We start from the raw sequence: 23,624 nt of genomic DNA on the forward strand, positions 1-23,624 counted from the left end.
CCGTTGAGAGAACGCCAAACGGTGTGCAAACGCATGCTCAGCCGGTGTGCAAACGTATGCAGGGAAAATTGTAACTTATTGTCGCAACTGGATTTTCTTGTAGATATTTCCGATCGGAAACCTATCTTAGAAGCTAAGAAGAAGATCAGCACTAACGCTTCTAAATGAGAAATCGGAGCCCTGCTATGCCCAAGTATAATGACAATTTTGAACTGTCCGTTGAAGACGTGGAAATTATCGAAGGTGCCCTGCGCCGCGAGAAACGCGCCCTTTCGACCAAGGCGCTGAGCACCGAGAAATGCGAAATGGCCAGCGGCGAAGAAACAGAAGAGCTCGACAGCTCGGTGCGTCAGATTCACGATTTGTTGGGCCGCCTGCATAACCAGAAGGTTTTCTATCGCCCGCAGACAGGCGCTTACGTCGGTGGCTAGGCCCTGACCCGGGGAACAGCCGGGCACGCTGTTGATCAGGGCGGACCGTCGCCCTGATCCTGTTTGGCGATCAATGAGTAATTCATTCAGGTCGCAACTCTTGCAAAAAGCTTTACCGTCACAACGCGTGTGCCCCGTCGAAGTACCGCTTGTGTTCAGAAGTGCCCCGAGGTGTGCATCTGCATGCCGTTAATGTGTCCAAACGCATACGATTGTTCACTGTAACATATTGTCATAAAAAGGCATTTTTCTTTCTCCCTGAAACTGTTAACGCTGATTCCATGGCATCCCGCCATTCAGGAAAGGCAGGCGTATTCCGCGCCCTCAGGACAACGGTCATGGACAATAGCGAGCAACAAAACAGCCCGGCAAACGGGCAAGATCAGCAGGCAGATCCGTCACATCCGCGCAGCGCGATTTCATCGGATATGGCTGGCATTTATCCGCGCCCGATGAGCATACGCCCCCCGCGCCAATGGACGCTGGATCGGATCGAAGCCACCATCGGCTCGATCGCCTAGACAATATCCTCCATTGCGGTGATGTTGGTGCCCCGGATCACCAGTGTCGAGGCATAAAATGGCGCAGCACCGTTTTTTCACCACACCCGAAGGGCGCGATATCGCCTATCATCTTCACGATGGTTCGGCCCCCGGCGTGGTCTTTCTGGGTGGATTGAAATCCGACATGGAAGGCACGAAGGCCGTGCATCTGGAAGCGTGGGCACAGCGCTCGGGCAGGGCATTCCTGCGGTTCGATTACTCGGGCCATGGCGAAAGTTCGGGCACGTTTGAAGAGGGGTGTATCGGAGATTGGGCCGAGGATGCGATGGCCGCGATTTCGCTTCTGACAACGGGGCCTCAAATTTTGGTTGGCTCATCCATGGGCGGGTGGGTGTCGCTGTTGATGGCCAAGCGCATTCCCGAACGGATTGCCGGAATGGTCACCATCGCCGCCGCGCCGGATTTCACCGAAGACAGCATGTGGGCCGAATTCAGTGACGCCCAGAAAGCAGAAATGGCGCAGACCGGGCAGGTCGCTTTGCCCAGTGAATATGATGATCCCTACATCATCACCCAGCGCATGATCGACGATGGGCGTCAGCAACTGGTTCTGCGTGAGCCGCTGGAATTACCTTTTCCTGTCAGATTCTTACAGGGCACAGCGGATGTGGATGTGGATATGTCTGTCGCCCTGCGCCTGCTCGAACATGCCACTGGTCCGGATATGCGCCTGACCTTGGTCGATGGGGCCGACCATCGGTTTTCGGATATGGATTGTTTGACGTTGATCGAAACCTCGGTCGAGGAAGTTCTGGGACGTGTGCAGCCCTGAGGGTGTACCAATTGGTGGCGATAGTGACAGGTATTGACGGCAGGGTGGTGCAAGTTGTGACCACTGATGCCCTGTCGCCCGGCACGTTCAAAGCCATAGGCGATGTCATGATCGGATGAATCAGGAGTGTGAAGTGATGGACCAGCGCGTTTCCTTGATTACCCTGGGGGTTACCGATGTGCCCCGCGCAACGGCGTTTTACGAGGCTTTGGGCTGGCAAAGGGTTGATAGCCCCGAGGGGATCGTGGTGTTCGATCTGCTGGGTCAGGCCCTTGGCCTTTATCCGCGCGCCGACCTGGCCCGTGACATGGGCGTTGAGGAAAGCACGCTTGGCACCGGGGCTGCCACGCTGGCCTGTAATGTGCGCGACAAAGCCGAGGTGGCGCAGGTGCTAAAAAGTGCCGAGGCTGCAGGCGCGACGATCCTGAAGCCGGCCCATGACGTGTTCTGGGGCGGGCATATCGGGTATTTCGCCGACCCGGACGGCCATGTCTGGGAAGTGGCGTTCAATCCGTTCTCGACCTTACGCGAAGACGGCGCCTTTCGCTGGCTTGGCTACGAATGAAATCGCCGCGCAGCATGTGGAGCCTCGAAACGCTGGGGCGGGTCCGCCTCAGTCGCCATTTCTACATGCGCGATTTTCTCTATTCCGAGATTGGCAGCTTTCACCAGATCCCGAACATTCCTGAAAACCCCGATCTGGCGATCGAAAACGGGCGTCGTTTGTGTGAAAGTCTACTGGATCCGCTGGAAGAGACCTTTGGCCGGATCGCCATCCGGTCTGGTTATCGCAGTCCCACGCTCAACCGCTTCGGAAATGAGAACAAGCTGAACTGCGCGCGCAACGATGCCAATTACGGCCACCACATCTGGGACCGCCCGGGTATAGAGGGCGCGGGCACGTCGCTGGTGATCCCGTGGTTTGCGGATCAGTATGATCAGGGGCGCGACTGGCGTGACCTGGCCTGGTGGATTCACGACCATCTGCCCTATTCCGATCTGTGGTTCTTCCCCAAGCTTTGCGCGATGAACCTCAGCTGGCGCAAACAGCCCCGACAGACGATCTCAAGCTATATCGCGCCCAAGGGGATGTTGTTGCGTGAAGGCGATGACCCGGCTGAGAACAAGGCCTGCCGGCAAGCCCGATACGCGGATTTCCCGCCACTATGCGGCATAGATTTGCCGTAAGCCATTGACCCGGCGGTTGCCTGTGGCAAGGTGGGTCTGAGGCAAATCAGGCAGTCGGAAAGGCGTCCATACCATGAGCGAACCTTTGGTTTTCTTGCCGGGGATGATGTGTGACGCGCGGCTGTTTGGTCCACAACTGGCCGCGCTGAGCCCGGATTACACGCTGACTGTTGCGCCGATCACGAAAGGCGATCGGGTGGAAGAGATCGCCTCGGGGCTATTGGATACATTGCCGCGCAAATTCGCGGTGGCAGGGCATTCCATGGGCGGGGTTGTGGCGATGGAATTGCTGCGCCGCGCGCCAGACCGGATCACGCGGATCGCCCTGATGGCCACCAATGCACTAGCCGAGACCCCGCAATCGGCGGCGGATTACGAGCCTCTGATCATCAAGGCGCGGTCTGCCCCGCTGGCCGATGTGGTGCCGGAAATCATGCCGCCCGATCATCTGGCCCCGGGTCCCTATCGGGGCGAGGTGATGGCGTTGCTGACAGATATGGCCGAAAACATCGGGGCCAGTGTGATCGTGCGCCAGGTCAAGGCGTTGCAAAGACGACGTGATCAACAGGCGGTGCTGCGCCGCTGCAAAGTGCCCGCGCTGGTGCTGTGCGGTGCGTATGACGGCATGACGCCGGTCAAGCGGCACAGTTTCATGGCTGAGCTGATCCCCTATGCCGAGTTGAAGGTGATCGAGGGGGCCGGGCATCTGCCGACACTGGAACAACCTGAGGCAACCACGCAGGCCTTGCTGGATTGGCTGAAGCAGCCTTACGTACTGCAAAAACGCGCCGAGGCGTGACCTTGGTCAATGCTCTTTTGCCCGCTTGCGTCATTAACCACGAACAAATCTAAGCGTGTTCGATTAAAGTTTTCCGCAATATATTGGGATAACTTTAATCACATCTTTACGTTTCCGGAGCTGCCATGCAATCGACGCCCCAACATGCCGCCCGTGTTCTGGGCCTGAGCCTTGAGGCAACGCTTGAGGATGTCCGCGCGGTGCGCCGGAAGATGGCGCTGAAGTACCATCCGGATTGCGCGGATGATCAGGAGCAGGCCACCCGTCATATGGCGCGCATCAATGCAGCGGCAGATACTTTGACCGCCTATCTGATGAACAAATCAGCGTTTCAGGCCAAGGCGGCGCGTGCCCGTCGCACGGCCTCACAGCAGGCGCGCCCGTCTGCGCGCCGCCCGGAGGCGACAAAGCGTAAGCCTGCCGAAAAAACCTCGCACAACGCGGAGGCCCCTAAGGTCGAAAAAGTGAAACCCGCCACCGATCCGGTTCAAAAATACGCGCAGTCAGATGCCGCATGGAAGGCTGAACGCGCGCTGGCCCGGTTTGCAACCGAGTCCTATTCCAGGGTCTTGCAGGGGATTGGCCGTGCCGAGGCGCGCCCGACCGTGGATGTCACAGTGCTGAGCTTTGCGAAGGTGGCCTGATCAAGGGCCGTCGACCCCGATATCAGAACACCGTTAGGCGTCCGGCCAGGAACGGATGTTCGGCGATCGCAGGCTCCACAATCGTCTTTTGCAGGATCGGGCGCAGGGTTTCGGCCACGCGGCCCGGCATATCCTGTAAGATTTCCTTGCGTGCGGTCAGGGAAATGGTGCGCGAGAGCGGTTCGAACGGCAAATCCAGCACATCGATCTGATCGGCAAAGCGACGGGCACGCATCAGGGCCAGCGGCGGCAAGATGGTCCAGCCGGTGCCCTGACTGACCAGTGCCAGAATGGCGTGATAGCTGTCGATTTCAAAGCGATGGGTCAGAGTCAGGTTCTGGCGTGCAAGATGCGCATTCACCAGGCGGCCCATGTAATGGCGTTGCGTGTATTGCACCATGGGCATGCGTTTCAGTTGCCGGGGCACATCGCCATCGCGGTGAATCACACCCTTGGGCGCGGCCACCACAAAGCCTTCGCGCATCAGCGGGTGTACCTCAACCCAATCGCTTTCGGCGCCCAGTTCAGCGGCCACGATAACATCCAGTGCGCGCGCATCCAGTTGATCATAAAGGTGATGGCTGGCCCCGGTTTCCAGCAGGAACTGACAGGTTTTCAACTCACCCGCCATATGGGTCAGCAATTGCGGAGTGACGTCGGCCTCAAGATCCTCGATCATGCCAAGGCGGAACCGGGTGAGGGTGGATAGATCGGCCATCGCCAGTTCGGCGCGCGCCTGTGCGGCCTCGTTCAGAATGGTCTGGGCACGGCGGTGCATGATTTCGCCCGCCGGTGTCAGGCGAATGGGCCGCGCGTTGCGTTGCAGCAATGTGGCCCCTACAGCCCCCTCAAGATTGGTGAGTTGTTGGCTGACCGCCGAGGGGCTGGCCCCAAGCCGTTTGGCCGCTGCCGAAATCGAGCGCTCATCGGCCGCGGCCATGAACACTTCGATTCCCCAAAGGGTTATCCGGCCGGGGCTGTCAACCATCCGGGCCTATTTGCCCAGTTTGGACAGCTTATCCTGCAATTCGGAAAGCTGTTTCTTGATGTCGTCGAGCCCCTCTTCCTGTTCGGATTCTTGTTCGGCCTCGGGGGCGGCATCGCTTGTCGGCGTGGTGCCCATGGCTGCCATTCCGCCGGTCATTGCCTTCATGAAAGCCTCTTGCTGGGCGCGAATTGCGTCCATGCCGGGCATTGCGCCCAGAGGTGAGGCCTTGGCCATGTTTTCCATCATCTTGGATTGGCTGTTTTGCAGCATTTCAAAACTGGCCGACAGGAAATCGGGCACCATGCTTTGGGCCTGATTGGTATAGCTGCGAACCAGATCGGTCAGTACGTTGATCGGCAAAACATTCTCGCCGCGGCTTTCATGCTCGGCGATGATCTGGAGCAGATATTGGCGGGTCAGGTCATCGCCGGATTTCAGATCAATGATCTGTACTTCGCGGCCCGCGCGAATGAATTCGGCGATGTCCTCAAGTGTCACGTAATCTGATGTCTCGGTATTATACAACCTGCGGCTGGCATAACGCTTGATCAGCAGTGGTTTGTCAGTCTCAGCCACGGGGCGTTCCTCCCAAAAATCCGACGCTGCAGTGCAGCTTAGCCAGATGCTGCGCAAAAGGAAAGGGCGAGCCGTATGGCTCGCCCTTCACAATAGCTACCCGTAAGGGAGGGATCGGGTAGACTAAATCAGCTTACTTGGCAGCTGCGGTTGCTTTCTTGGCAGCGGCAGTCACTTCGTCAGTGGCTTTTTTGACAGCTTTTGCAGTGTCTTCCTGCATGTCTTTGCCAGCAGCCATCAGCAGCTCAACAGTGTCCGACTGTACTTTCTTGGCGACTTCGGCGAAGGCGGCCATGTTTTCGGCAGCCACTTCGGCAGAGGCCGATGCGAAATCGGTCATTGCTTTGGCGTAGTCGGCCGGATCGGTTTTGGCTTTGGTGATGTCGTTCAGCTTGGCCAGGGTTTCCTTGGTCCATTTGCTGGAGATTTCTGCCGATTTTTCAGCAGCTTCCAGAGCCAGACCCGACAGTTTCTCGTTCAGGTCTGCTTGGTTTTTGAAGGCTTCTTCCATTGCTTTGGTGTCAACGGGGAAGGCGCCCATGATGTCTTTCATGACGGCGTTCATGTCTTGTGCTTTAGCCATTTTATTCATCCTTGTGATATCAGCGGGTGCCGCTGTGTTTTGCGATTGCAGAATATATACATGCTGCATCGCAGCATTTCAAGTATTTTTTCTGCACTGCAGCAAGAATTTTTACATCAGGATTTTTATAAGGCTATGCGAGGGTTTAGATCGTGGCTTTCTTCATCACATAGGTGCCGGGCGCCGGTCCCAGCGACGGATGATCTTTGTCACCTGGCGTCCGGGCCTTGATCATTTTACCTGATCGTTTGGCCAACCAGGTCTCCCATGTGGGCCACCACGACCCTGATTGCTCGCTTGCCGTCGCCAGCCATGCGTCGGCATCGCCACTCAGATCGCCGTCGCTGTAATAGCCGTATTTCTTCTTGCTGGGCGGGTTCACGATCCCGGCGATATGCCCTGATTCCGAGACGATAAAGGTACGGTCCTTGGCACCGGTCTGTTTGAAGCCGCGATAGCAGTCTTTCCACGCGGCAATATGATCGCTTTCGCAGGTCACCGCCATCAGCGGGATCTTCACGTCTGAAATATGCAATGTCTCACCACACAGCTCGATCCCATCGGTGACGAAGGCATTGCTTTGGCACAGACCGCGCAGATATTGTGTGACCATCCGGGCAGGCATGTTGGACCCATCCCCGTTCCAATAGAGCAGATCGAAGGCGGGCGGCGTTTCCCCCATCATGTAGCTTCTGATCGCGGGCTTATAGATCAGATCGTTCGATCGCAGGAAAGACATCGTCCGCGACATGATGAACGAGCGCAGGACGCCCTGCTGCTTTACCTCTTCTTCGATGCCGTCGATGAAATCATCCTGCAGGAAGGGCACAAATTCGCCTTGCTCTGAGAAATCGGTGAGGGCGGTAAAGAAGGTGGCAGATTTTACCGACTTGTCGCCGCGCTTGGCCATCAAGGCGAGGGTCAGGTGCAAGGTGGTGCCGGCAATACAATAGCCCACTGCATTAACTTGCTTCTGCTTGGTGATTGCCTTGGCCTGCTCAATCGCGGTCAGGAACCCCTTTTCGACATAATCATCCATCCCGATCTCGGCATGGCTTGGATCGGCATTGACCCACGAGACGACAAACAGGGTATAGCCCTGATCGACAATCCACTTGATCAGGCTGTTCTGTTCTTTGAGGTCAAGAATGTAGTACTTGTTGATCCAGGGCGGAAAGATCACGATCGGGGTGGTGTGCACCTGTTCGGTGGTGGGGTGATATTGAATCAATTCCATCAACTCGTTGCGAAACACCACTTCGCCCGGCGTGGTGGCAACGTTCACGCCAAGCTCAAAGGCACTTTCATCGGCCAGACGCACAACCATCTCGCCCTTATTGGCCTCAAGGTCCGCCACCAGGTTTTCCAGCCCGCGCACAAGGCTTTCACCATCGGTTTCCAGTGCCCGTTCCAGAGCATCGGGATTGGTCCCCAGGAAATTCGTCGGGGACATCATGTCGATGATCTGCTGGGAAAAGAAATTCAGGCGCTGTTTCTCTTTCGGGCCGAGATCGTCGATTTCTTCCACCGCCTGGCCAATGGCCTCGGCATTCAGTCTGTATTGATGTTTGATCCAGCGGAAGTAGGGGTTGGTCTTCCACATCGGGTTGGCAAAGCGTTGGTCACCTTCCAGCGGGTCAGGCAGCGCATCATCCTCGTCGGGGCCGCTGCCCTGCAGCAAGGTTTGTTGCGCTTCCATGAAATTGCGTACCGAATGGCCCCAATACTCAACCTGCTGTTCATAGAGCTTGCCGGGATTATCCAGAAACTCTCCCCAATAAGAGGCCGCCGCCTTGGCGAACAGTTCTTGGGACGGGGCATTCAGACTTTCTTTCGGCGGATTTCGCGCGGCTAACGCCTTGATCAGGCGGGCCGACAGCTCTTCGACCCGGGCCAGATTTTCGTTCATAGCCTGAAAATCGGTTCCGTTTGTGTCCTCTTGCGTTGCCATTTTGGCGATTTCCCCTTAAGACTTTCTGCTATGCAGCATAACGTCGTCTTGCTGGAGGGGCAGTGCGGCGAATAGAACCAGGCCCCGAGGCCGTTAAGGAGACGACAAATGCGCTACATGATGGCTTACGACATGATGGAGACCCTCCGCAACACCAACCAATGGCTGGGCGCTTCGGCCCTTTCCATGGCATCTTACCCAGTTTTCAGCATGGTGCCAAATCCCTCGATCAGTTGGATGGCCGCCTGGGGCGAGGTAACGGAACGTAGTTTTCAGCGAATGGTGACCAAACCCGACTGGGGGATCGAATCGATCACCGGCGAAGACGGGCGGGACCATCTGATAACCATCGAAACAGTGATCGAGCGCCCGTTTGGCGATCTCATTCATTTCGATGTGCAGGGCCGGGCTGATATGGACCGCCGGGTTTTGCTGATTGCGCCGATGTCGGGCCACTATGCCACTCTGCTGCGCTCCACCGTGCGCTCGCTGCTGCCCGATTGCGAAGTTTACATCACAGACTGGCACAATGCGCGCGACATTCCGGTCAGCGCCGGCAAGTTCGATGTCGAGGATTACACGCTATACCTGGCCGATTTTATGCGCGAACTCGGATCGGACCTGCACGTGATCGCTGTGTGTCAGCCCGCGCCGCTGACCCTGGCCGCCACTGCCTACCTCGCCGAACAGGATCCGGACGCCCAGCCGCGCTCGCTGACACTGATTGGCGGGCCGATTGACCCGGATGCGACGCCTACGGATGTGACCGATTTTGGCCGCCGGGTAACCATGGGCCAGCTGGAAGAGACGATGATTCAGCGGGTTGGGTACAAATACAAAGGGGTGGGCCGACTGGTTTATCCCGGGTTGCTGCAGCTCAGTTCTTTCATGTCGATGAACCACGAACGCCACAGCCAGGCCTTCATGGATCAGATCATGCGCGTCTCGCGCGGCGAGGCAAGTGATCACGACCCACACAACAAGTTCTACGATGAATATCTGGCCGTGATGGATATGCCAGCCGAATTCTATCTTTCAACGGTTGAACGCATTTTCAAAGGTCTGGAAATTGCCCGTAATGAATTTGTCGTTGATGGTCATCAGATTGATATTGGCGCTATCACCTCGGTTGCCGTGAAGACAGTCGAAGGTGGCAAGGATGATATCTCGGCCCCCGGCCAATGTGTTGCCGCGCTTAATCTGCTGACCGGGCTGCCGGATGACAAGAAAGCCAGCTATCTGGAACCTGATGCGGGCCATTATGGCATCTTCGCCGGGCGCAGCTGGCGGAACAATATCCGCCCGCTGGTTCTGGACTTTATTGATCAGAATTCCGAGGCTCCGGCACCGCGCAACCGCACGTCGCCGAAGAAAAAGAAAGCCAAGCGCAAGATCGCGGCTGAATAAATTCCTCAGGTCCCGTAGGCGCGGGGCTGTTCCATCACATCCTGCACCGCGCCCAGAAGGGCGTCTGCAATCACGTCAAGCTCGGCGCGGGTTAACCGCGCGGGCAGGCGTACATCGCAAGCCCGCATCAACATGGCACGGGTCTGGGGCAGGTCGGGGGTGTTTCCTGGCAAAAAATTCCAGTTCCAAAAGGCGCGGGCATTGTCTGTGCTCAGGCCAAAGACCTGTACTTTCACCCCCCGTTCAGCCGCAGCGGTCGCAAAGGCTCTTGTATCATCTTCGCTCATGTCGACCAGATTGAACTGAATTGAATCCGGCGCGCGTTCCTCCGGGGCGAGCGGGGGGGGAACATGCAGAAAGGGCGAGCTGTTCAGCCGCTCGGCGACGTAATCATGACCCGCACGCCCATCGCGCACACGGCGTGGGATCTCGGGCAATTGCGGTCGGATGATCGCCGCTGACAAGTTCGACATACGCAGATTATAGAGCGGCAGTTGGTTCTGCCATATGTCAAACGCCAATTTAAGGTCGGCATCCAAATCATTGAAATGCTTTGACCAATTGTGTTCATAGGCGCCCGACATAATCACCGCGCGCGCCACCAGATCAGCATCATCCGTGATCAGAATGCCGCCTTCGCCCGCATTGACCAGCTTGTAGGACTGAAACGAGAAACAACCCACCCGCCCAATCGTGCCGATATTTGTGCCGTTCCATGTGGTGCCAAGGGAATGGGCTGCGTCCTCGATCACCGGGATGTCGCGTGCATTGCACAGAGCCATGATCGCATCCATATCCGAGGTATGTCCGCGCATATGGCTGATGATGACAGCGGCGATATCAGCGTCAAGTTTCGTCTCGAAGTCATTGATGTCGATGCGGTAGTTCTTGCCCACCTCACATAGCACGGGCACGCAATCCGCATGCACCACTGACGATGGCACAGCGGCAAAGGTAAAGCCCGGGATCAGCACGCGCGCATCGCGGGGCAAGCCGAGGGCCTTCAAGGACAGGAACAGCGCGGCCGAACAGCTGGACACGGCCAGAGCGTATTTCGATCCCATCAGCGCGGCAAATTCCTGTTCCAGCAGGGCCACCGGTGCATTTTCCGGCGCAGTATAGCGGAACAGGTCGCCCGACCGCAGCATCCGGTCAATCTCGGCGCGGGCGGCCTCGGGGATGGGTTCGGCGTCATAGACATTGGGGGCAAGGGTCATAGTTTCGGCTTTCCTGAAATCCCGTTTCGGATTTTCTAAAACGAATGATCAAACAAGCCAAGTGAAACTTTCGCGACACGTCGCTGCGCGCGAAGCTTTGCCAATCAAGGTGTGGGGCGTTTCGGCGGGTTAGAACCCTAGCCGATCCCGCGTGGCATACCACGTCATCGCCAAGGCCAGCAGGGGCGTGCGCATCGCGGTGCCGCCCGGAAAGCTGGGGGTTGGGACGCGGGCCATGGTGTCAAATCCCTCGGCCTGACCGCCGATCAGATCAGCCATCAGCTTGCCCGCATGGGTGGCATTGCCCACACCATGCCCGGAATAGCCCGAGGCGGTCAGGATGTTCTCTTCCAGCCGTGCCAGATAGGGCATGCGTTTCATGGTGATTGCCAACGTGCCGCCCCATGCATAGTCGATCCTCGTGTCTTTCAGATGCGGATAGATTTCCAACATCGGCTTGCGGACCGTGGCCACGATATCCTTGGGGAATTTATAGCCATAGCTTTCGCCCCCCCCGAACAGCAGGCGATTGTCATGGCTAAGGCGATAGTAATTTACCACGAATTTGCTGTCGGCCACGGCCACGTCACGGGTGACGATCCGTGCGGCCTCTTCGCCCAGTGGCTCTGTGGCGATGATGAAATTGTTGATCGGCATGACGCGCGCAGCCACCTTGCGGTCCAAGCCACCCAGATAACCATTGCAGGCCAGGATCACGTGATCGCAGACCACGCGGCCCTTGTCGGTTTGCACGGTGGGCTGTGCCCCACGTTTGATATGATGCACTTCACTGCGCTCAAAAATCCGCACACCGGCCGCGTGGGCGGCCTGCGCCAGACCCAGCGCATATGACAGCGGATGCAAATGCGCCGCCCCCATATCCAGATCGCCGCCATGATAGGCGGGCGAGGGGACAAGCGCGCGAAAGGCATCTGCGTCCATCGACTCGATCTGATCATACCCATACCGGTCATGCAGATACCTGGCATACGCATGTTCTTCGCGCATTTCCTTGGCCGAAAAGCATGCATGAGCAATGCCAGGTTTCAAATGACAGTCGATATCATGCCTGGCCACCAGTGACTTGACCAGATCCTTGGCCTCCTCCGCCTGCACCCACAGCTTGGTGGCGTCCTCCCTGCCGACAAGTTTTTCCAAGCTTTCCTGATCCACACGCTGACCGCTGCCCAATTGTCCGCCATTGCGCCCCGAGGCACCAAAGCCCACACGATGTGCCTCGATAAGCGCCACGTCATGGCCCGCCTCGGCCAGATGCAGCGCCGCTGACAGGCCGGTGAATCCAGCCCCAATCACGCAGACCTGCGCCTTGGTCTCTCCACGCATTGGTTCGAACGGGTCCAGCGGCGTGGCGGTAGCGGCGTACCAGCTGGGCGGGTACTGGCCTTGTTTGTCGTTGGAATAAAGCAGATTCATTGTGGCATCTTCCGAAGGTAGGACAGGGTGTAGTCGACCGGATCAACCGGGCGAACATGGATGTTATCCGCAGGGGTCGCGGGCAGTTCGATCTTGAAGCAATCAAGGCAGGGACGGCCCAGTTCCTGCGCGGCCAAGGCATCCAACTGATCTGACAAGCCGACCGGTTCGCGGGCAAACGCGGGCATGGCATGGAACGGATCAGGCCCTTGCAGGGTCTCGGCCATGGCCGGGATCAGCTCGACCGCAACAACTGGTTCCGTCATGAGAAAGCCTTTGAGGCCGCGAGGGCCATTGCTGTCATCACGCAGATATCCATCCAGTTGATCGGACACGACCGGCCAGCCTGACTCCGGTGGAAAAGAGGTGGAAAACCGCATTTCGCCCAGCCGGTAGGCTTCGGTGTCCGGATAGGCATGGGTGAACGCCGCGGTGAAGCGGGCCGTGAACTCTGCCTCGTTAAAGGGCTCGATGGGTTCTTGCCCGGTCTCATCGGTCTCCAACAGTATCGGTGGCAGGCTGAGGATCACACGATTAGGGTAAATCGCCCTGTTGGGCGGTGGCAGGGACGGGGTGTCGATCTGAACGATCTGTGGGTCCTTGAGCGCACGGAAGTGGGCGGCGCGGGCATTATCCGGATTGCGAAAGCTCTCGGTGATCCGTTCGACCGGGTGGGATGCCTCCAACAGTCCGGCAAGGTTACGGGCGTGGGGCGGATCTCCCCGATAGATCCCGTTGCAGAAGGCTGGATAGCACTTGAAATGCTCTACCACGGTCTTGTTTTGTACGACTGAAACGAACTGGCTGTCGGGGGGTATCCCCGGCGGGCTTAGAAACAGAAGCGATAGGACCAAGACCTTGGTCCGCGCGTCCGGATCATCAGTGTAAAAGGCCTTGCCCTGGGCAGCGCGCAAGGCGTCGGGATCGGTAACCACGCGCATGTCCCCATTCGTGGCCATAGGATGCAGGATCAGTGCATACCCATTGCCATCCTCGCCCAGATCAAGGCCATCAACGAAAGCTTTTCGCTCCACACCTTTATCGGGCGCCTTGGTCTGTATGTCCGGTGCGGAACCGCCGCCAAGACCCAATATCAGCATGGCCACGGCGGCAAGTCCCGTCCCCCCAAGGATCAGCGCAATTCTAGACATTCAGCAGCAGGTGTTCCCGCTCCCACGGGCTGATCACCTGCAGGAACTCTTCGTATTCGGTGCGTTTGACGATGGAATAGACGCGGGCAAATTCGGGATGCAGCACCTCGTGCAATTCCGTTGCTTCGTCAAACAGATCCAACGCATCGCCCAGAACGCGGGGGATATCGCTTTCGCCCTCATAGGCATCGCCCTTGCATTGCTTGTCGGGACGAATCTCGTTCTGCAGGCCCAGAAGGCCGCAGGCCAGCGATGCGGCAATCCCCAGATATGGGTTACAATCCATCCCCGCCAGCCGGTTTTCCACGCGCCGCGCGCTGGCACCCGAGATCGGGATGCGAATGCCCGTGGTGCGGTTATCACGCGCCCAGGCCAGATTGATCGGGGCGGCGTTGTCTTTCACGTAGCGGCGATAGGAATTGACGTATGGCGCCATGATCGCGATGGCGGCGGGCATATGGTGCTGTAGCCCGCCGATGAAGTGGTAGAATGCGTCCGTCTCACCGCCTTGCGGACCGGAAAAGATGTTCTGCCCGGTTTCGATATCCATGATCGAGTGGTGGATATGCATCGCACTGCCCGGTTCATCCTCGATCGGTTTGGCCATGAAGGTGGCAAAGCAATCATGGCGCAGCGCCGCCTCGCGGATCAGGCGTTTGAAGTAAAACACCTCGTCGGCCAGTTTGACCGGATCGCCATGCAGCAGGTTGATTTCCAGCTGCCCGGCGCCGCCTTCCTGGGTGATGCCGTCAATCTCAAAACCCTGCGCCTCGGCGAAGTCATAGATGTCGTCGATGACGGGGCCGAATTCATCGACCGCGGTCATTGAATAGGCCTGCCGCGCCGCAGCCGGGCGGCCTGAACGGCCCATCATCGGTTCGATCTTCTTGGCCGGGTCCAGATTGCGGGCGGTCAGGTAAAACTCCATTTCCGGCGCCACGACCGGTTCCAGCCCGCGTTTGCGATACATCTCGACCACGCGTTTCAGAACGTTGCGCGGGCTGAACGGGATCGGCTTGCGGTCGCGATCCTCGGCATCGTGGATCACCTGCAAGGTCCAGTCTCCGGTCCACGGCGCAGCTGAGGCGGTGGCCATATCCGGCACCAGGATCATGTCGCGCTCGATAAAACCTTCATCTTCATCCGCCGCTTCGCCCCAGCCGCCCGTGATGGTCTGAAAGAAGATCGAGTCGGGCAGATGGAAATACTCTTGCTTGGCGAACTTGGAGGCGGGCACCGCCTTGCCACGCGCGATGCCGGGCAGGTCCGAGACAATGCACTCCACCTCGTCCAGCCGCTTGCCCTCCAGATAGTCGCGCGCCGGCTCGGGAAGTTTATCTGTCCATTTGGCCATATCAGCCGCCTTTCTTGAGGAAATTGGCAATACGCTCGGCAATCACCGGGTTATGGGTAGGGGCGTCCAGACGGTTGGCCGCGTGTTCCAGAATGGCATCAGGCACCACGCCGGGGCCGCGATACTTCACAAGAAAATCAATCATATCCGATTCAAATTCGGGATGGGGCTGGATCGTATACACCTTGTCGCCGTAGACCAGCGCGGCATTGGCGCAGAAATCCGAGCTGCCGATCACTTGTGCATCCTCGGGCAGTTCCACCACCTGATCCTGATGCCACGCGTTCAAACCGAGCGTTTGCCCTTCGATCTCGTAGGTGGTCTGCCCGATGGACCAGCCACCATCGTATTTCACGACCTTGCCGCCCAATGCCTGCGCGATGATTTGATGACCAAAGCAGATGCCCACCATGGGCCGGTCAGTGGCGTAAACTTTGCGAATGAACTCTTCCAACGGAGGAATCCATGGATGATCCTCATAAGCCCCATGTTTTGAACCGGTGATTAGCCAGCCGTCGCATTCCTCCGGACTGTTCGGGATCACGCCGCCCTCACAGTCATAGACCGCGTATTCAAACCCGTGACCATCCAGAAGGCGGGCGAAAAACGCATCGTAATCGCCCAGTGTCGGCTGTACTTCCGGCACCGCGTGGCCTGTCATCAGAATGCCGATCTTCATGGCAGCTCCGTAATTTGATCAAATTATTGATACGGCAAGATACATCCCTCCGGCAAGGGGGTCAGACCGCGTTGATATAGGTTTTCCACTGCTCTGCGGCGGGAATGTCCGCCATCAGACGCAGCTCCTGGCGCTTGGTCAAGATCAGATTGCGGATCAGCGCCTCGGGGAAAATCGCGGCAACCAGCGGGTCATGCTCAAACCGATCAATAGCGTTTTCCCAATCCGGCGCCAGTTGCGGGAAGTCCTGATCATAGGCGTTGCCGGTCATTGGGGGCGGGGGCGTCATGCCCTCTTCAATGCCGGTGATCGCGGCCCCCAACACGGCGGCAAAGCTGAGATAGGGGTTGATATCGCCGCCCGCGACGCGATGTTCGATCCGCCGGGCCGCATAGGCACCGCCGGGAATGCGCACCGCTGCCGTGCGGTTTTCATAGGCCCAGCAGACCGCCGTGGGGGCATGGGCGCCCGGCACCAAACGGTCATAGCTGTTGGCATGGGGGGCAAAGATCAGCGTCGAGGCGGGCATCGCGGCCAGGCATCCGGCGACGGCGGCGTGCAGCACATCCGTGCCCTCTTCCCCGCCATTGTCAAAAACGTTGCGCCCGTCACCGTCCAGCACGGAAAAATGCATATGCATCCCGTTGCCCGCATCCTCGGCAAAGGGTTTGGCCATGAAGGTGGCGGCAAAGCCATGTTGGCGGGCCAGCCCCTTGATCAGGGTTTTGAACGCCCATGTGTCATCGGCGGCGCGCAGGGCGTTTTGGTGGTTCAATGTCACCTCGAACTGACCGACCCCGGATTCGCTGGTGGTTGTCTGCGCTGGGATGCCCATCGCTTCGCAGCCGTCATAGAGCGCAGTAAAGAACGGATCGAACGCATCCAGATGCGCCATGGACAGTACAGCGGCGGCCTGCAGGGGCCGCCCGGTCTGGGGATTGCGTACGGCGGCGAGGCTGTCACCGCTGTCATCCACGAGCGTGAATTCCAGCTCGGTCGCCGCGATCACCTGCCAACCACGTGCGGCATAACGAGCGAGAACGGCTTTCAGTGCATGGCGCGGGTCCACCTCGAACGGGCTGCCATCCTCCAGATACATTTCCATCGGGATCAGAGGTTGATTTGTTGCCAGCCACGGGGTGGGCATTGGCCCGCGATTCGTGGGGCGCAGGATGCCATCGGCATCACCAGTTTCAAACACCAGCGGCGAGTCCTCGATATCCAACCCGAAGATATCTACGTTTATGGCTGAGAGCGGCATCCGAACCGCGCCTTTGTCCAGCTTGGGCCCATAACTGCCAGGTACGCGTTTGCCGCGCATTTGGCCGTTCAGATCGCAAGCCGCGACACGCAGGGTCTGGTAACTTTCGAGGTTCATCTTCGTCTTCCGTACTGAATTTGCGGCAAGGTAGACGGAAGCGGCGATGGGTTCTAGGTGAATTTGATCAAAAGGCTTCGGCTGGTTCAGGAACGTCCATCATCCTGCGGGGGCGTATCCGGATCGGCCTGACCGATGCCTTTGAAGATGAATTTGAAGGGCAGAATCCAAACGATGCCCAGACCCACATAGATCGCAAACTCCAACCACAGGGATGGCCGTTCCAGATTGCTGACGAGGGTCACGGCGGTGATCACATAGATCGGCATCCCGATCAGCAGGATCACCAGCGCCCAGCGGCGGCGGGCTTTGTAACTTAGGGCCATGGGTTCCTCAGTCGGCGAAAGGATCGGTGACCAGAATCGTGTCTTCCCGTTCCGGCGAAGTAGAGAGTAGCGCGACAGGGCAGTCGATCAACTCTTCCACGCGGCGCACATACTTGATCGCACCAGCAGGCAGATCGGCCCAGCTGCGCGCGCCTTCTGTGCTTTCGTGCCAGCCGGGCATTTCCTCGTAAACCGGTGTGCAGCGGGCCTGTTGATCGGCGGCGGTGGGCAGGTAATCCAGCTGCTTGCCGTCCAGTTCATAGCCGACACAGATTTTCAGCGTGTCAAACCCGTCCAACACGTCCAGCTTGGTCAGGGCGATGCCGTTGACTCCGCTGGTGGCACAGGTCTGGCGCAAGAGGCAGGCATCAAACCAGCCACAGCGGCGTTGCCGCCCGGTGGTGGTGCCAAACTCGTGACCACGTTCACCAAGGCGTTGCCCGTCTGCATCTTCCAGCTCGGTCGGGAAGGGGCCTTCACCCACGCGGGTGGTGTAGGCCTTGACGATGCCCAGCACATAATCAATCGCGCCGGGGCCGATACCGACACCAGTGGCCGCCTGACCGGCGATGACGTTCGAGGAGGTCACGAAAGGATAGGTGCCAAAATCAATGTCCAGCAGCGCGCCTTGCGCCCCTTCAAACAGGATGCGTTTCCCGGCGCGGCGTTGTTCCTTCAGAACTTTCCAGACCGGCGCGGCGTAAGGCAGAATTTTCTCAGCAATCTCGTTCAGCTGCGCAATCAGAGCGTCGCGGTCAATCGGATCAATTCCAAGGCCCTTGCGCAGGGGATCATGGTGCTGCAGGGCGCGATCCACGCGGGCCTCAAGCGTCGCCGGGTCCGACAGGTCTGCCACGCGGACCGAGCGGCGGCCCACCTTGTCTTCATAGGCTGGGCCGATGCCACGGCCGGTTGTCCCGATCTTGGTGCCTTTGGAGGCCGCTTCTTCGCGGGCGCGGTCCAACTCGCCATGGATGGGCAGGATCAGCGGCGTGTTTTCGGCGATCATTAAGGTTTCGGGAGTGATGTCCACACCCTGGGCGCGGATCGTCTCGATCTCACTCACCAGGTGCCAGGGGTCCAGCACCACGCCATTGCCGATCACGCTCAGCTTACCACCGCGCACGACACCCGAAGGCAGGGCGTGCAATTTATAGACCTTGCCATCAATGACCAGCGTGTGACCGGCATTGTGCCCGCCCTGAAACCGCGCGATCACATCGGCGCGTTCAGACAGCCAATCGACAATCTTGCCTTTTCCCTCGTCGCCCCATTGGGCGCCCACGACAACCACATTGGCCATGCCAGACTCTCTTCCTTACAGGTAAACCCGCGCCCGTATAGCGGGCCGCGCGCGTAGGCGAAACTGCAAATTCGCCGCAGAGTGCGGCCCGGGCCAGGTCACGAACCGCGGGAATACGCAGTTTGCGTGGTTTGCCGGGTTGCGGGGCGCGCGGGAATTGCATAGATACGCGCTTGTTATCTGACACAGCCGGGCTTTCTTAATGGAAAACGTCGTCCTCATCATCCACCTGCTTCTGGCGCTTGCGCTGATTGGCGTTGTTTTGATTCAACGCTCCGAGGGCGGTGGCCTTGGTATGGGTGGCGGCGGCGGTGCCGTGTCGGGCCGCCCTGCGGCGACAGCGTTGGGTAAGCTGACATGGCTTCTGGCGGCTGCCTTTATCACCACGTCGATCACGCTGACAATTATCGCGGCACAAAACTCAGCCGGGACCTCCGTTCTGGATCGCATCACCGATGCCCCGGCCCGCCAAGAGGTTGATCCGGAACTGCCGGGCGCGGGTGAAGGCCTGCTGCCGCCCAGTTCGGATGATTCACAACCCTTGCTGCCCACCGCAGACTGACGGGTCAGCAACCACAAAAGCTAGAGGTTAACGCGTCAAGCGCAACATCATGTTGCGGTCGCCTTGCGTCTGGCCGCCGAATCCTATAAGGGTTGAGTCCCGTGGTACTACGGTATTTTCGCAACAATTAAGTGCCGTAAACGGCAGACATCACGGGGGGCAGCCAGCCTATGGCGCGATATATTTTCATTACAGGCGGCGTTGTTTCTTCCCTTGGCAAAGGGTTGGCCTCGGCCGCCCTTGGGGCGTTGCTGCAGGCCCGCGGATTTTCGGTAAGGCTGCGCAAGTTAGACCCCTATCTAAACGTTGATCCCGGCACGATGAGCCCGTTTGAACATGGCGAGGTGTTTGTCACCGATGACGGTGCCGAAACCGATCTGGACCTTGGCCATTACGAGCGCTTCACCGGGGTGCCTGCCAGCATGACCGACTCGGTCAGTTCGGGGCGGATTTATTCCAACGTATTGGAAAAAGAACGTCGCGGCGATTACCTGGGTAAGACCATTCAGGTGGTTCCGCATGTCACCAACGAAATCAAGGATTTCATCCATATTGGCGAGGACGATGTGGATTTCATGCTGTGTGAAATCGGCGGCACGGTGGGTGATATCGAAGGCCTGCCGTTCTTCGAGGCGATCCGGCAGTTTTCCCACGATATGCCGCGCGGGCAGTGCATCTTCATGCACCTGACCTTGCTGCCCTACCTGGCCGCCAGCGGCGAGTTGAAGACCAAACCAACCCAGCACAGCGTGAAGGAACTGCAATCCATCGGTATCGCGCCTGATATCCTTGTCTGCCGCTCCGAGCAGCCCATTCCCGAAAAGGAACGTGAGAAAATCGCGCTATTCTGTAACGTGCGCAAAGAGGCGGTCGTGGCCGCTTATGACCTAAAATCCATCTATGAGGCGCCTCTGGCCTATCACCATGAGGGGCTGGATCAGGCGGTGCTGGACGCGTTTGATATTTCTCCCGCGCCGCGCCCTGATCTGACAGTCTGGCAGGATGTGTATGAGCGTATCCACACCACCGATGGCGAGGTCAAAATCGCCATTGTCGGCAAGTATACGCAGCTTGAAGATGCCTATAAGTCGATCAAAGAGGCGCTGACCCATGGCGGTATGGCCAACCGGGTAAAGGTGAAGGTCGAATGGGTCGATGCCGAGATTTTCGATGCCGAGGATGCCGCGCCCCATCTTGAGGGCTTCCATGCCATTCTTGTGCCCGGCGGCTTTGGCGAGCGCGGCACCGAGGGCAAGATCAAGGCGGCGCAATTCGCCCGTGAACGCAAGGTGCCCTATCTTGGCATTTGCCTTGGCATGCAGATGGCCGTGATCGAGGCGGCGCGCAATATCGCCGGACTGAAAGACGCAGGGTCCGAAGAGTTCGACCATGAGGCCGGCAAGAAGCGTTTCACGCCCGTTGTGTATCACCTCAAGGAATGGGTGCAGGGCAACGAAAAGGTCAAACGCAAGGTCAGCGATGACAAGGGCGGAACGATGCGCCTTGGGGCCTATGACGCGGTTCTGAAAGATGGCTCGAAAGTGGCCGACATCTATGGAACCACCGCGATTGATGAGCGTCATCGCCACCGGTACGAGGTGGATGTGAAGTATCGTGAGAAACTGGAGAAAACGGGCCTCACCTTTTCCGGCATGAGTCCGGACGGTCGTCTGCCCGAGATCGTGGAATGGCAGGATCACCCATGGTTCATCGGTGTGCAGTTCCACCCCGAGCTGAAGTCCAAGCCTTTCGCGCCGCACCCTTTATTCGCTGATTTCGTGCGTGCGGCGATGGAGACCTCACGGCTTGTCTGAGGGAACCCGGAGAATACGCAAGACCTGATTGCGGAATGCGCGCTATTGTGGGTTTCAATGCCCCTCTGGCAGATACTTCAGGTATTCGCGCGACACGCCCAGTTCGGTCACCGGCTCTAACATATCGCGCCACAGGCTGTTTTGAGCCTGACGTGGTGCGGCGGCGGCATTGGGATCCAGTTTCAGGGTGTCGTCGCTCAGCGTTCTGAGGATGCGCTCGTCCAGGATCCAGCGTCCGCGCACATGTTCGCTTCGATCTTCCTGCTGATAACGCAACCAGTTCTGCAGACGTTTTTCGTGCTTGATTTCAGAACCGGGAAGGGACAGGTAAAACCCGCTATTGACCCGCAGACAGATGTTATCCAGAACGCGCACCGTCCCTTGATACTTCTGAGGCACTTCCCGTTTTCGCAGGTAATTGAAGCGTTCCGGTTCGCCCATCAGAAAAGCATTGAGCGCGCTGCCCAGATCGATGGCTTTTTGTGCCATAACCCAGCCCAGCACCACATCGGGGAACATCCGCCAGTCATAGCTGCGGGCCAGTTGGCGCAGCTGTTCTGCATCGGCGCGGCGCGCCATCTCCAGCTGTGCTTCGGCCGAACTGTTGGCCCAGTCAAACCCGTCAAAACCTGTCATACATACTGCTCCAGAAATCCCGATGTCCCAAGGTTGCTTCACGCTAGGTCTGGAAAAAGCGCAGAGTTGGGTCCAATTGTGGCTCCGCTTGGGCAATGCCCTTTTATTGTTTCCATTGGCGGAAAACAGCGTATGCAAAACTGGATGTAGGTCGGCTGGTGTGTAACAATCCACTTTACCCCTACCGCATAGACATGGATAATCTGAGGTCATGTTAGAGCGTCTTTTCAAAGCCTTTTCCGCCCCCACCCCCGATCCGCTGCCCGAGCCGGATGAGAAACTTGCGCTGGGCGCGTTGATGGTGCGCGTCGCCAAGTCCGACCATAATTACAAGTTCTCCGAGATCAGTCAGATCGACCGCCTGCTGGCGCGGCTGAACGGGCTGAACCCGATTGAGGCCGCCAAGATGCGCGCCACGTGCGAAAAACTGGACAAGGCCGCGCCGCCGACCGAAGAGTTTGCCCATCTGATCCGCGAAACGGTGACGTTTGAGGCGAGGATCGACGCGCTAGAGGCGCTGTGGGAAGTGGTTCTTGCCGATGGCAAGCGCCACAAGGAAGAACTGCTCGTGGTTGACGAGGTGCGCGAGGCGCTGGGGCTGTCCGAGGCCGACAGTGACAAAGCGCGCGCAATCGCCGAAGCGAATTAAGGATTGGCGCGCCTCATGGCGGGGCCTATATCTAGCGCATGATTGGTGATTTTCTCAAACGGCTGATGCAGCCCGAGCCCGCCCCCCTAGAACCGCTGGATTTTCAACTGGCGCTGACCGCGTTGCTGGTCCGGCTGGCGCGTTCGGACGGGTATTACTCTGCGGATGAAATCATTCGCATCGAAAAGCTGGCGATGACGCGCTTTGGTTTGGATCAGCAGGCTGCCGGTGCGTTGCGGACCGAGGCCGAAACGATCGAGGCCGAGGCCCCCGATACCGTTCGCTTTACCCGCGCCATCAAAGACGCCGTCCCTTATGAAGACCGCAAAAGCGTGATCGAGGCGATGTGGCAGGTGGCCCTGGCCGATGGCGAGCGGGATCAGCACGAGGATACGTTGGTACGATTGGTCGCCTCACTTCTGGGCATCAGTGACAAGGACAGTGCGCTGGCGCGGCAAAAGGTGGCGGGCCGCGCATGATTGCCAGCCTGCCGATGTATGACCTGCCGCCCAGTCAGGGAGCCAATGACAGGTTTTGGCAGGCGATACGACAGCATCTGGGGCAGGGGCCTGATCGTCTGACCCGTGATGGGGACCTCTGGGATCATTGGCTGGCCGATGATCTGATCCTGTCGCAGACCTGCGGCTATCCGTTTCGCGCGCACCTGCATGACAAGGTGACGTTGGTTGGCACGCCGGATTATGCTCTGCCGGGCTGTCCGCCGGGGCATTACAACAGCGTTTTCGTCGCACGCAGGAAGGATGCCCGTGACAGCTTGCAAGAATTTGCAGGCGAGCGGTTTGCCTATAACGAGGCTCTCTCGCAAAGCGGCTGGGCCGCCCCGATGGTGCATCTGCGCGCGCTTGGCGTGGGCTTTGATGATCTGGTTCAAACCGGCGGGCATCGTGCCTCGGCACGGGCCGTGGCCGAGGGGCGGGCGGATATAGCCGCCCTTGATGCGCTGACATGGAAGATGATCTGCCGTGATGATGGCTTCACCGCCGGATTGAAAGAGCTGGGGCGCACCACGCCAACCCCGGTGCTGCCCTATATCACTTCGAAACAGAATGACCCCGCGCCGATCTACGCGGCAATTGAAGCGGTGATTGAGGATATGGACGAGGCGGATCGCGAGATGCTGAGCCTGCGGGGCATCGTTGCGATCCCCGCCGAGACCTATCTGGCGGTGCCAACGCCGCCCGCACCGGGAGAAGAGTAA

Annotated in this window: 26 protein-coding genes; 13 read left to right on the forward strand and 13 right to left on the reverse strand. The window is 58.5% G+C overall.

Annotated elements, in window-relative coordinates:
- Nucleotides 1-185: 185 nt before the first annotated feature.
- The 7 genes from V6N02_RS14995 to V6N02_RS15025 all read left to right on the forward strand — a co-directional run bounded on the left by V6N02_RS14995 (nt 186) and on the right by V6N02_RS15025 (nt 4,397).
- Nucleotides 186-431, forward strand: coding sequence for a hypothetical protein (locus tag V6N02_RS14995; RefSeq protein WP_371226630.1), 246 nt, complete (start codon nt 186-188; stop codon nt 429-431).
- A 338-nt stretch (nt 432-769) separates the two neighbouring features.
- Nucleotides 770-952: a hypothetical protein gene (locus V6N02_RS15000; RefSeq protein ID WP_371226632.1), complete on the forward strand. Its 183-nt coding sequence runs from the start codon at nt 770-772 to the stop codon at nt 950-952.
- 58 nt (nt 953-1,010) lie between these two features.
- Entirely contained in the window at nt 1,011-1,766 is a 756-nt protein-coding gene (locus V6N02_RS15005) for an alpha/beta fold hydrolase (RefSeq protein ID WP_371226634.1), read from the forward strand.
- A gap of 136 nt (nt 1,767-1,902) precedes the next feature.
- A complete protein-coding gene (locus V6N02_RS15010) occupies nt 1,903-2,331 on the forward strand; it encodes a VOC family protein (protein ID WP_371226636.1) in 429 nt (142 codons plus the stop codon).
- Between the two features lie 14 nt (nt 2,332-2,345).
- On the forward strand, nt 2,346-2,954 hold the full coding sequence (locus V6N02_RS15015) for a hypothetical protein (protein WP_371227149.1): 609 nt from the start codon (nt 2,346-2,348) through the stop codon (nt 2,952-2,954).
- A 73-nt stretch (nt 2,955-3,027) separates the two neighbouring features.
- Nucleotides 3,028-3,753, forward strand: coding sequence for an alpha/beta fold hydrolase (locus V6N02_RS15020; protein WP_371226637.1), 726 nt, complete (start codon nt 3,028-3,030; stop codon nt 3,751-3,753).
- A 125-nt stretch (nt 3,754-3,878) separates the two neighbouring features.
- The gene (locus V6N02_RS15025; protein WP_371226639.1) at nt 3,879-4,397 is read left to right on the forward strand and encodes a J domain-containing protein; all 519 of its coding nucleotides are present in this window, start codon (nt 3,879-3,881) and stop codon (nt 4,395-4,397) included.
- Nucleotides 4,398-4,419: 22 nt separating this feature from the next.
- Here V6N02_RS15025 and V6N02_RS15030 read toward each other — a convergent pair whose 3' ends face one another.
- The 4 genes from V6N02_RS15030 to V6N02_RS15045 form a co-directional block, all read right to left on the reverse strand.
- A complete protein-coding gene (locus V6N02_RS15030; RefSeq protein ID WP_371226641.1) occupies nt 4,420-5,385 on the reverse strand; it encodes a LysR family transcriptional regulator in 966 nt (321 codons plus the stop codon).
- A 6-nt stretch (nt 5,386-5,391) separates the two neighbouring features.
- A complete protein-coding gene (gene phaR, locus V6N02_RS15035; protein ID WP_371226643.1) occupies nt 5,392-5,961 on the reverse strand; it encodes a polyhydroxyalkanoate synthesis repressor PhaR in 570 nt (189 codons plus the stop codon).
- 133 nt (nt 5,962-6,094) lie between these two features.
- Nucleotides 6,095-6,544, reverse strand: a complete 450-nt coding sequence (locus V6N02_RS15040) for a phasin family protein (RefSeq protein WP_371227151.1) — start codon at nt 6,542-6,544, stop codon at nt 6,095-6,097.
- A 145-nt stretch (nt 6,545-6,689) separates the two neighbouring features.
- Entirely contained in the window at nt 6,690-8,495 is a 1,806-nt protein-coding gene (locus tag V6N02_RS15045) for a PHA/PHB synthase family protein (protein WP_371226645.1), read from the reverse strand.
- Nucleotides 8,496-8,603: 108 nt separating this feature from the next.
- On the opposite strand from V6N02_RS15045, the gene phaZ reads away from it, so the two are divergent.
- Entirely contained in the window at nt 8,604-9,902 is a 1,299-nt protein-coding gene (gene phaZ, locus V6N02_RS15050) for a polyhydroxyalkanoate depolymerase (RefSeq protein ID WP_371226647.1), read from the forward strand.
- Nucleotides 9,903-9,907: 5 nt separating this feature from the next.
- Here the strand turns inward: phaZ and V6N02_RS15055 are convergent, their stop codons facing one another.
- The 8 genes from V6N02_RS15055 to V6N02_RS15090 all read right to left on the reverse strand — a co-directional run bounded on the left by V6N02_RS15055 (nt 9,908) and on the right by V6N02_RS15090 (nt 18,744).
- On the reverse strand, nt 9,908-11,119 hold the full coding sequence (locus tag V6N02_RS15055) for a DegT/DnrJ/EryC1/StrS family aminotransferase (RefSeq protein ID WP_371226649.1): 1,212 nt from the start codon (nt 11,117-11,119) through the stop codon (nt 9,908-9,910).
- Between the two features lie 129 nt (nt 11,120-11,248).
- Nucleotides 11,249-12,553 (reverse strand): NAD(P)/FAD-dependent oxidoreductase, encoded by a 1,305-nt coding sequence (locus tag V6N02_RS15060; RefSeq protein ID WP_371226651.1) that lies wholly within the window; start codon nt 12,551-12,553, stop codon nt 11,249-11,251.
- Nucleotides 12,550-13,704 carry a hypothetical protein gene (locus V6N02_RS15065; RefSeq protein ID WP_371226653.1) on the reverse strand — a complete coding sequence of 385 codons (1,155 nt, stop codon included), beginning with the start codon at nt 13,702-13,704 and terminating at the stop codon, nt 12,550-12,552. Before V6N02_RS15065 ends, V6N02_RS15060 begins: the two co-directional genes overlap by 4 nt.
- Entirely contained in the window at nt 13,697-15,058 is a 1,362-nt protein-coding gene (locus tag V6N02_RS15070; protein ID WP_371226655.1) for a glutamine synthetase family protein, read from the reverse strand. Before V6N02_RS15070 ends, V6N02_RS15065 begins: the two co-directional genes overlap by 8 nt.
- Before the next feature lies 1 nt (nt 15,059).
- On the reverse strand, nt 15,060-15,737 hold the full coding sequence (locus V6N02_RS15075) for a type 1 glutamine amidotransferase (RefSeq protein ID WP_371226657.1): 678 nt from the start codon (nt 15,735-15,737) through the stop codon (nt 15,060-15,062).
- 61 nt (nt 15,738-15,798) lie between these two features.
- Nucleotides 15,799-17,115, reverse strand: coding sequence for a glutamine synthetase family protein (locus tag V6N02_RS15080; protein ID WP_371226659.1), 1,317 nt, complete (start codon nt 17,113-17,115; stop codon nt 15,799-15,801).
- Nucleotides 17,116-17,201: 86 nt separating this feature from the next.
- The gene (locus tag V6N02_RS15085; protein WP_371226660.1) at nt 17,202-17,441 is read right to left on the reverse strand and encodes a DUF2842 domain-containing protein; all 240 of its coding nucleotides are present in this window, start codon (nt 17,439-17,441) and stop codon (nt 17,202-17,204) included.
- Nucleotides 17,442-17,448: 7 nt separating this feature from the next.
- Nucleotides 17,449-18,744 (reverse strand): adenylosuccinate synthase, encoded by a 1,296-nt coding sequence (locus tag V6N02_RS15090; RefSeq protein ID WP_371226662.1) that lies wholly within the window; start codon nt 18,742-18,744, stop codon nt 17,449-17,451.
- Between the two features lie 202 nt (nt 18,745-18,946).
- Between V6N02_RS15090 and secG the strand changes: the two genes are divergently transcribed.
- Nucleotides 18,947-19,306: a preprotein translocase subunit SecG gene (secG, locus tag V6N02_RS15095; RefSeq protein ID WP_371226664.1), complete on the forward strand. Its 360-nt coding sequence runs from the start codon at nt 18,947-18,949 to the stop codon at nt 19,304-19,306.
- A gap of 170 nt (nt 19,307-19,476) precedes the next feature.
- Nucleotides 19,477-21,120 carry a CTP synthase gene (locus tag V6N02_RS15100; RefSeq protein WP_371226666.1) on the forward strand — a complete coding sequence of 548 codons (1,644 nt, stop codon included), beginning with the start codon at nt 19,477-19,479 and terminating at the stop codon, nt 21,118-21,120.
- Between the two features lie 54 nt (nt 21,121-21,174).
- Here the strand turns inward: V6N02_RS15100 and V6N02_RS15105 are convergent, their stop codons facing one another.
- Nucleotides 21,175-21,756, reverse strand: coding sequence for a hypothetical protein (locus V6N02_RS15105; RefSeq protein WP_371226668.1), 582 nt, complete (start codon nt 21,754-21,756; stop codon nt 21,175-21,177).
- 211 nt (nt 21,757-21,967) lie between these two features.
- Between V6N02_RS15105 and V6N02_RS15110 the strand changes: the two genes are divergently transcribed.
- The 3 genes from V6N02_RS15110 to V6N02_RS15120 are packed head-to-tail and all read left to right on the forward strand — an operon-like array spanning nt 21,968 to nt 23,624.
- The gene (locus V6N02_RS15110) at nt 21,968-22,405 is read left to right on the forward strand and encodes a tellurite resistance TerB family protein (RefSeq protein ID WP_371226670.1); all 438 of its coding nucleotides are present in this window, start codon (nt 21,968-21,970) and stop codon (nt 22,403-22,405) included.
- Nucleotides 22,406-22,443: 38 nt separating this feature from the next.
- A complete protein-coding gene (locus tag V6N02_RS15115; protein ID WP_371226672.1) occupies nt 22,444-22,884 on the forward strand; it encodes a tellurite resistance TerB family protein in 441 nt (146 codons plus the stop codon).
- Nucleotides 22,881-23,624 (forward strand): phosphate/phosphite/phosphonate ABC transporter substrate-binding protein, encoded by a 744-nt coding sequence (locus V6N02_RS15120; RefSeq protein ID WP_371226674.1) that lies wholly within the window; start codon nt 22,881-22,883, stop codon nt 23,622-23,624. The genes V6N02_RS15115 and V6N02_RS15120 overlap by 4 nt, the downstream gene beginning before the upstream one ends.

This window comes from Roseovarius conchicola, assembly GCF_041403425.1.
GTDB classification, from domain to species: domain Bacteria; phylum Pseudomonadota; class Alphaproteobacteria; order Rhodobacterales; family Rhodobacteraceae; genus Roseovarius; species Roseovarius conchicola.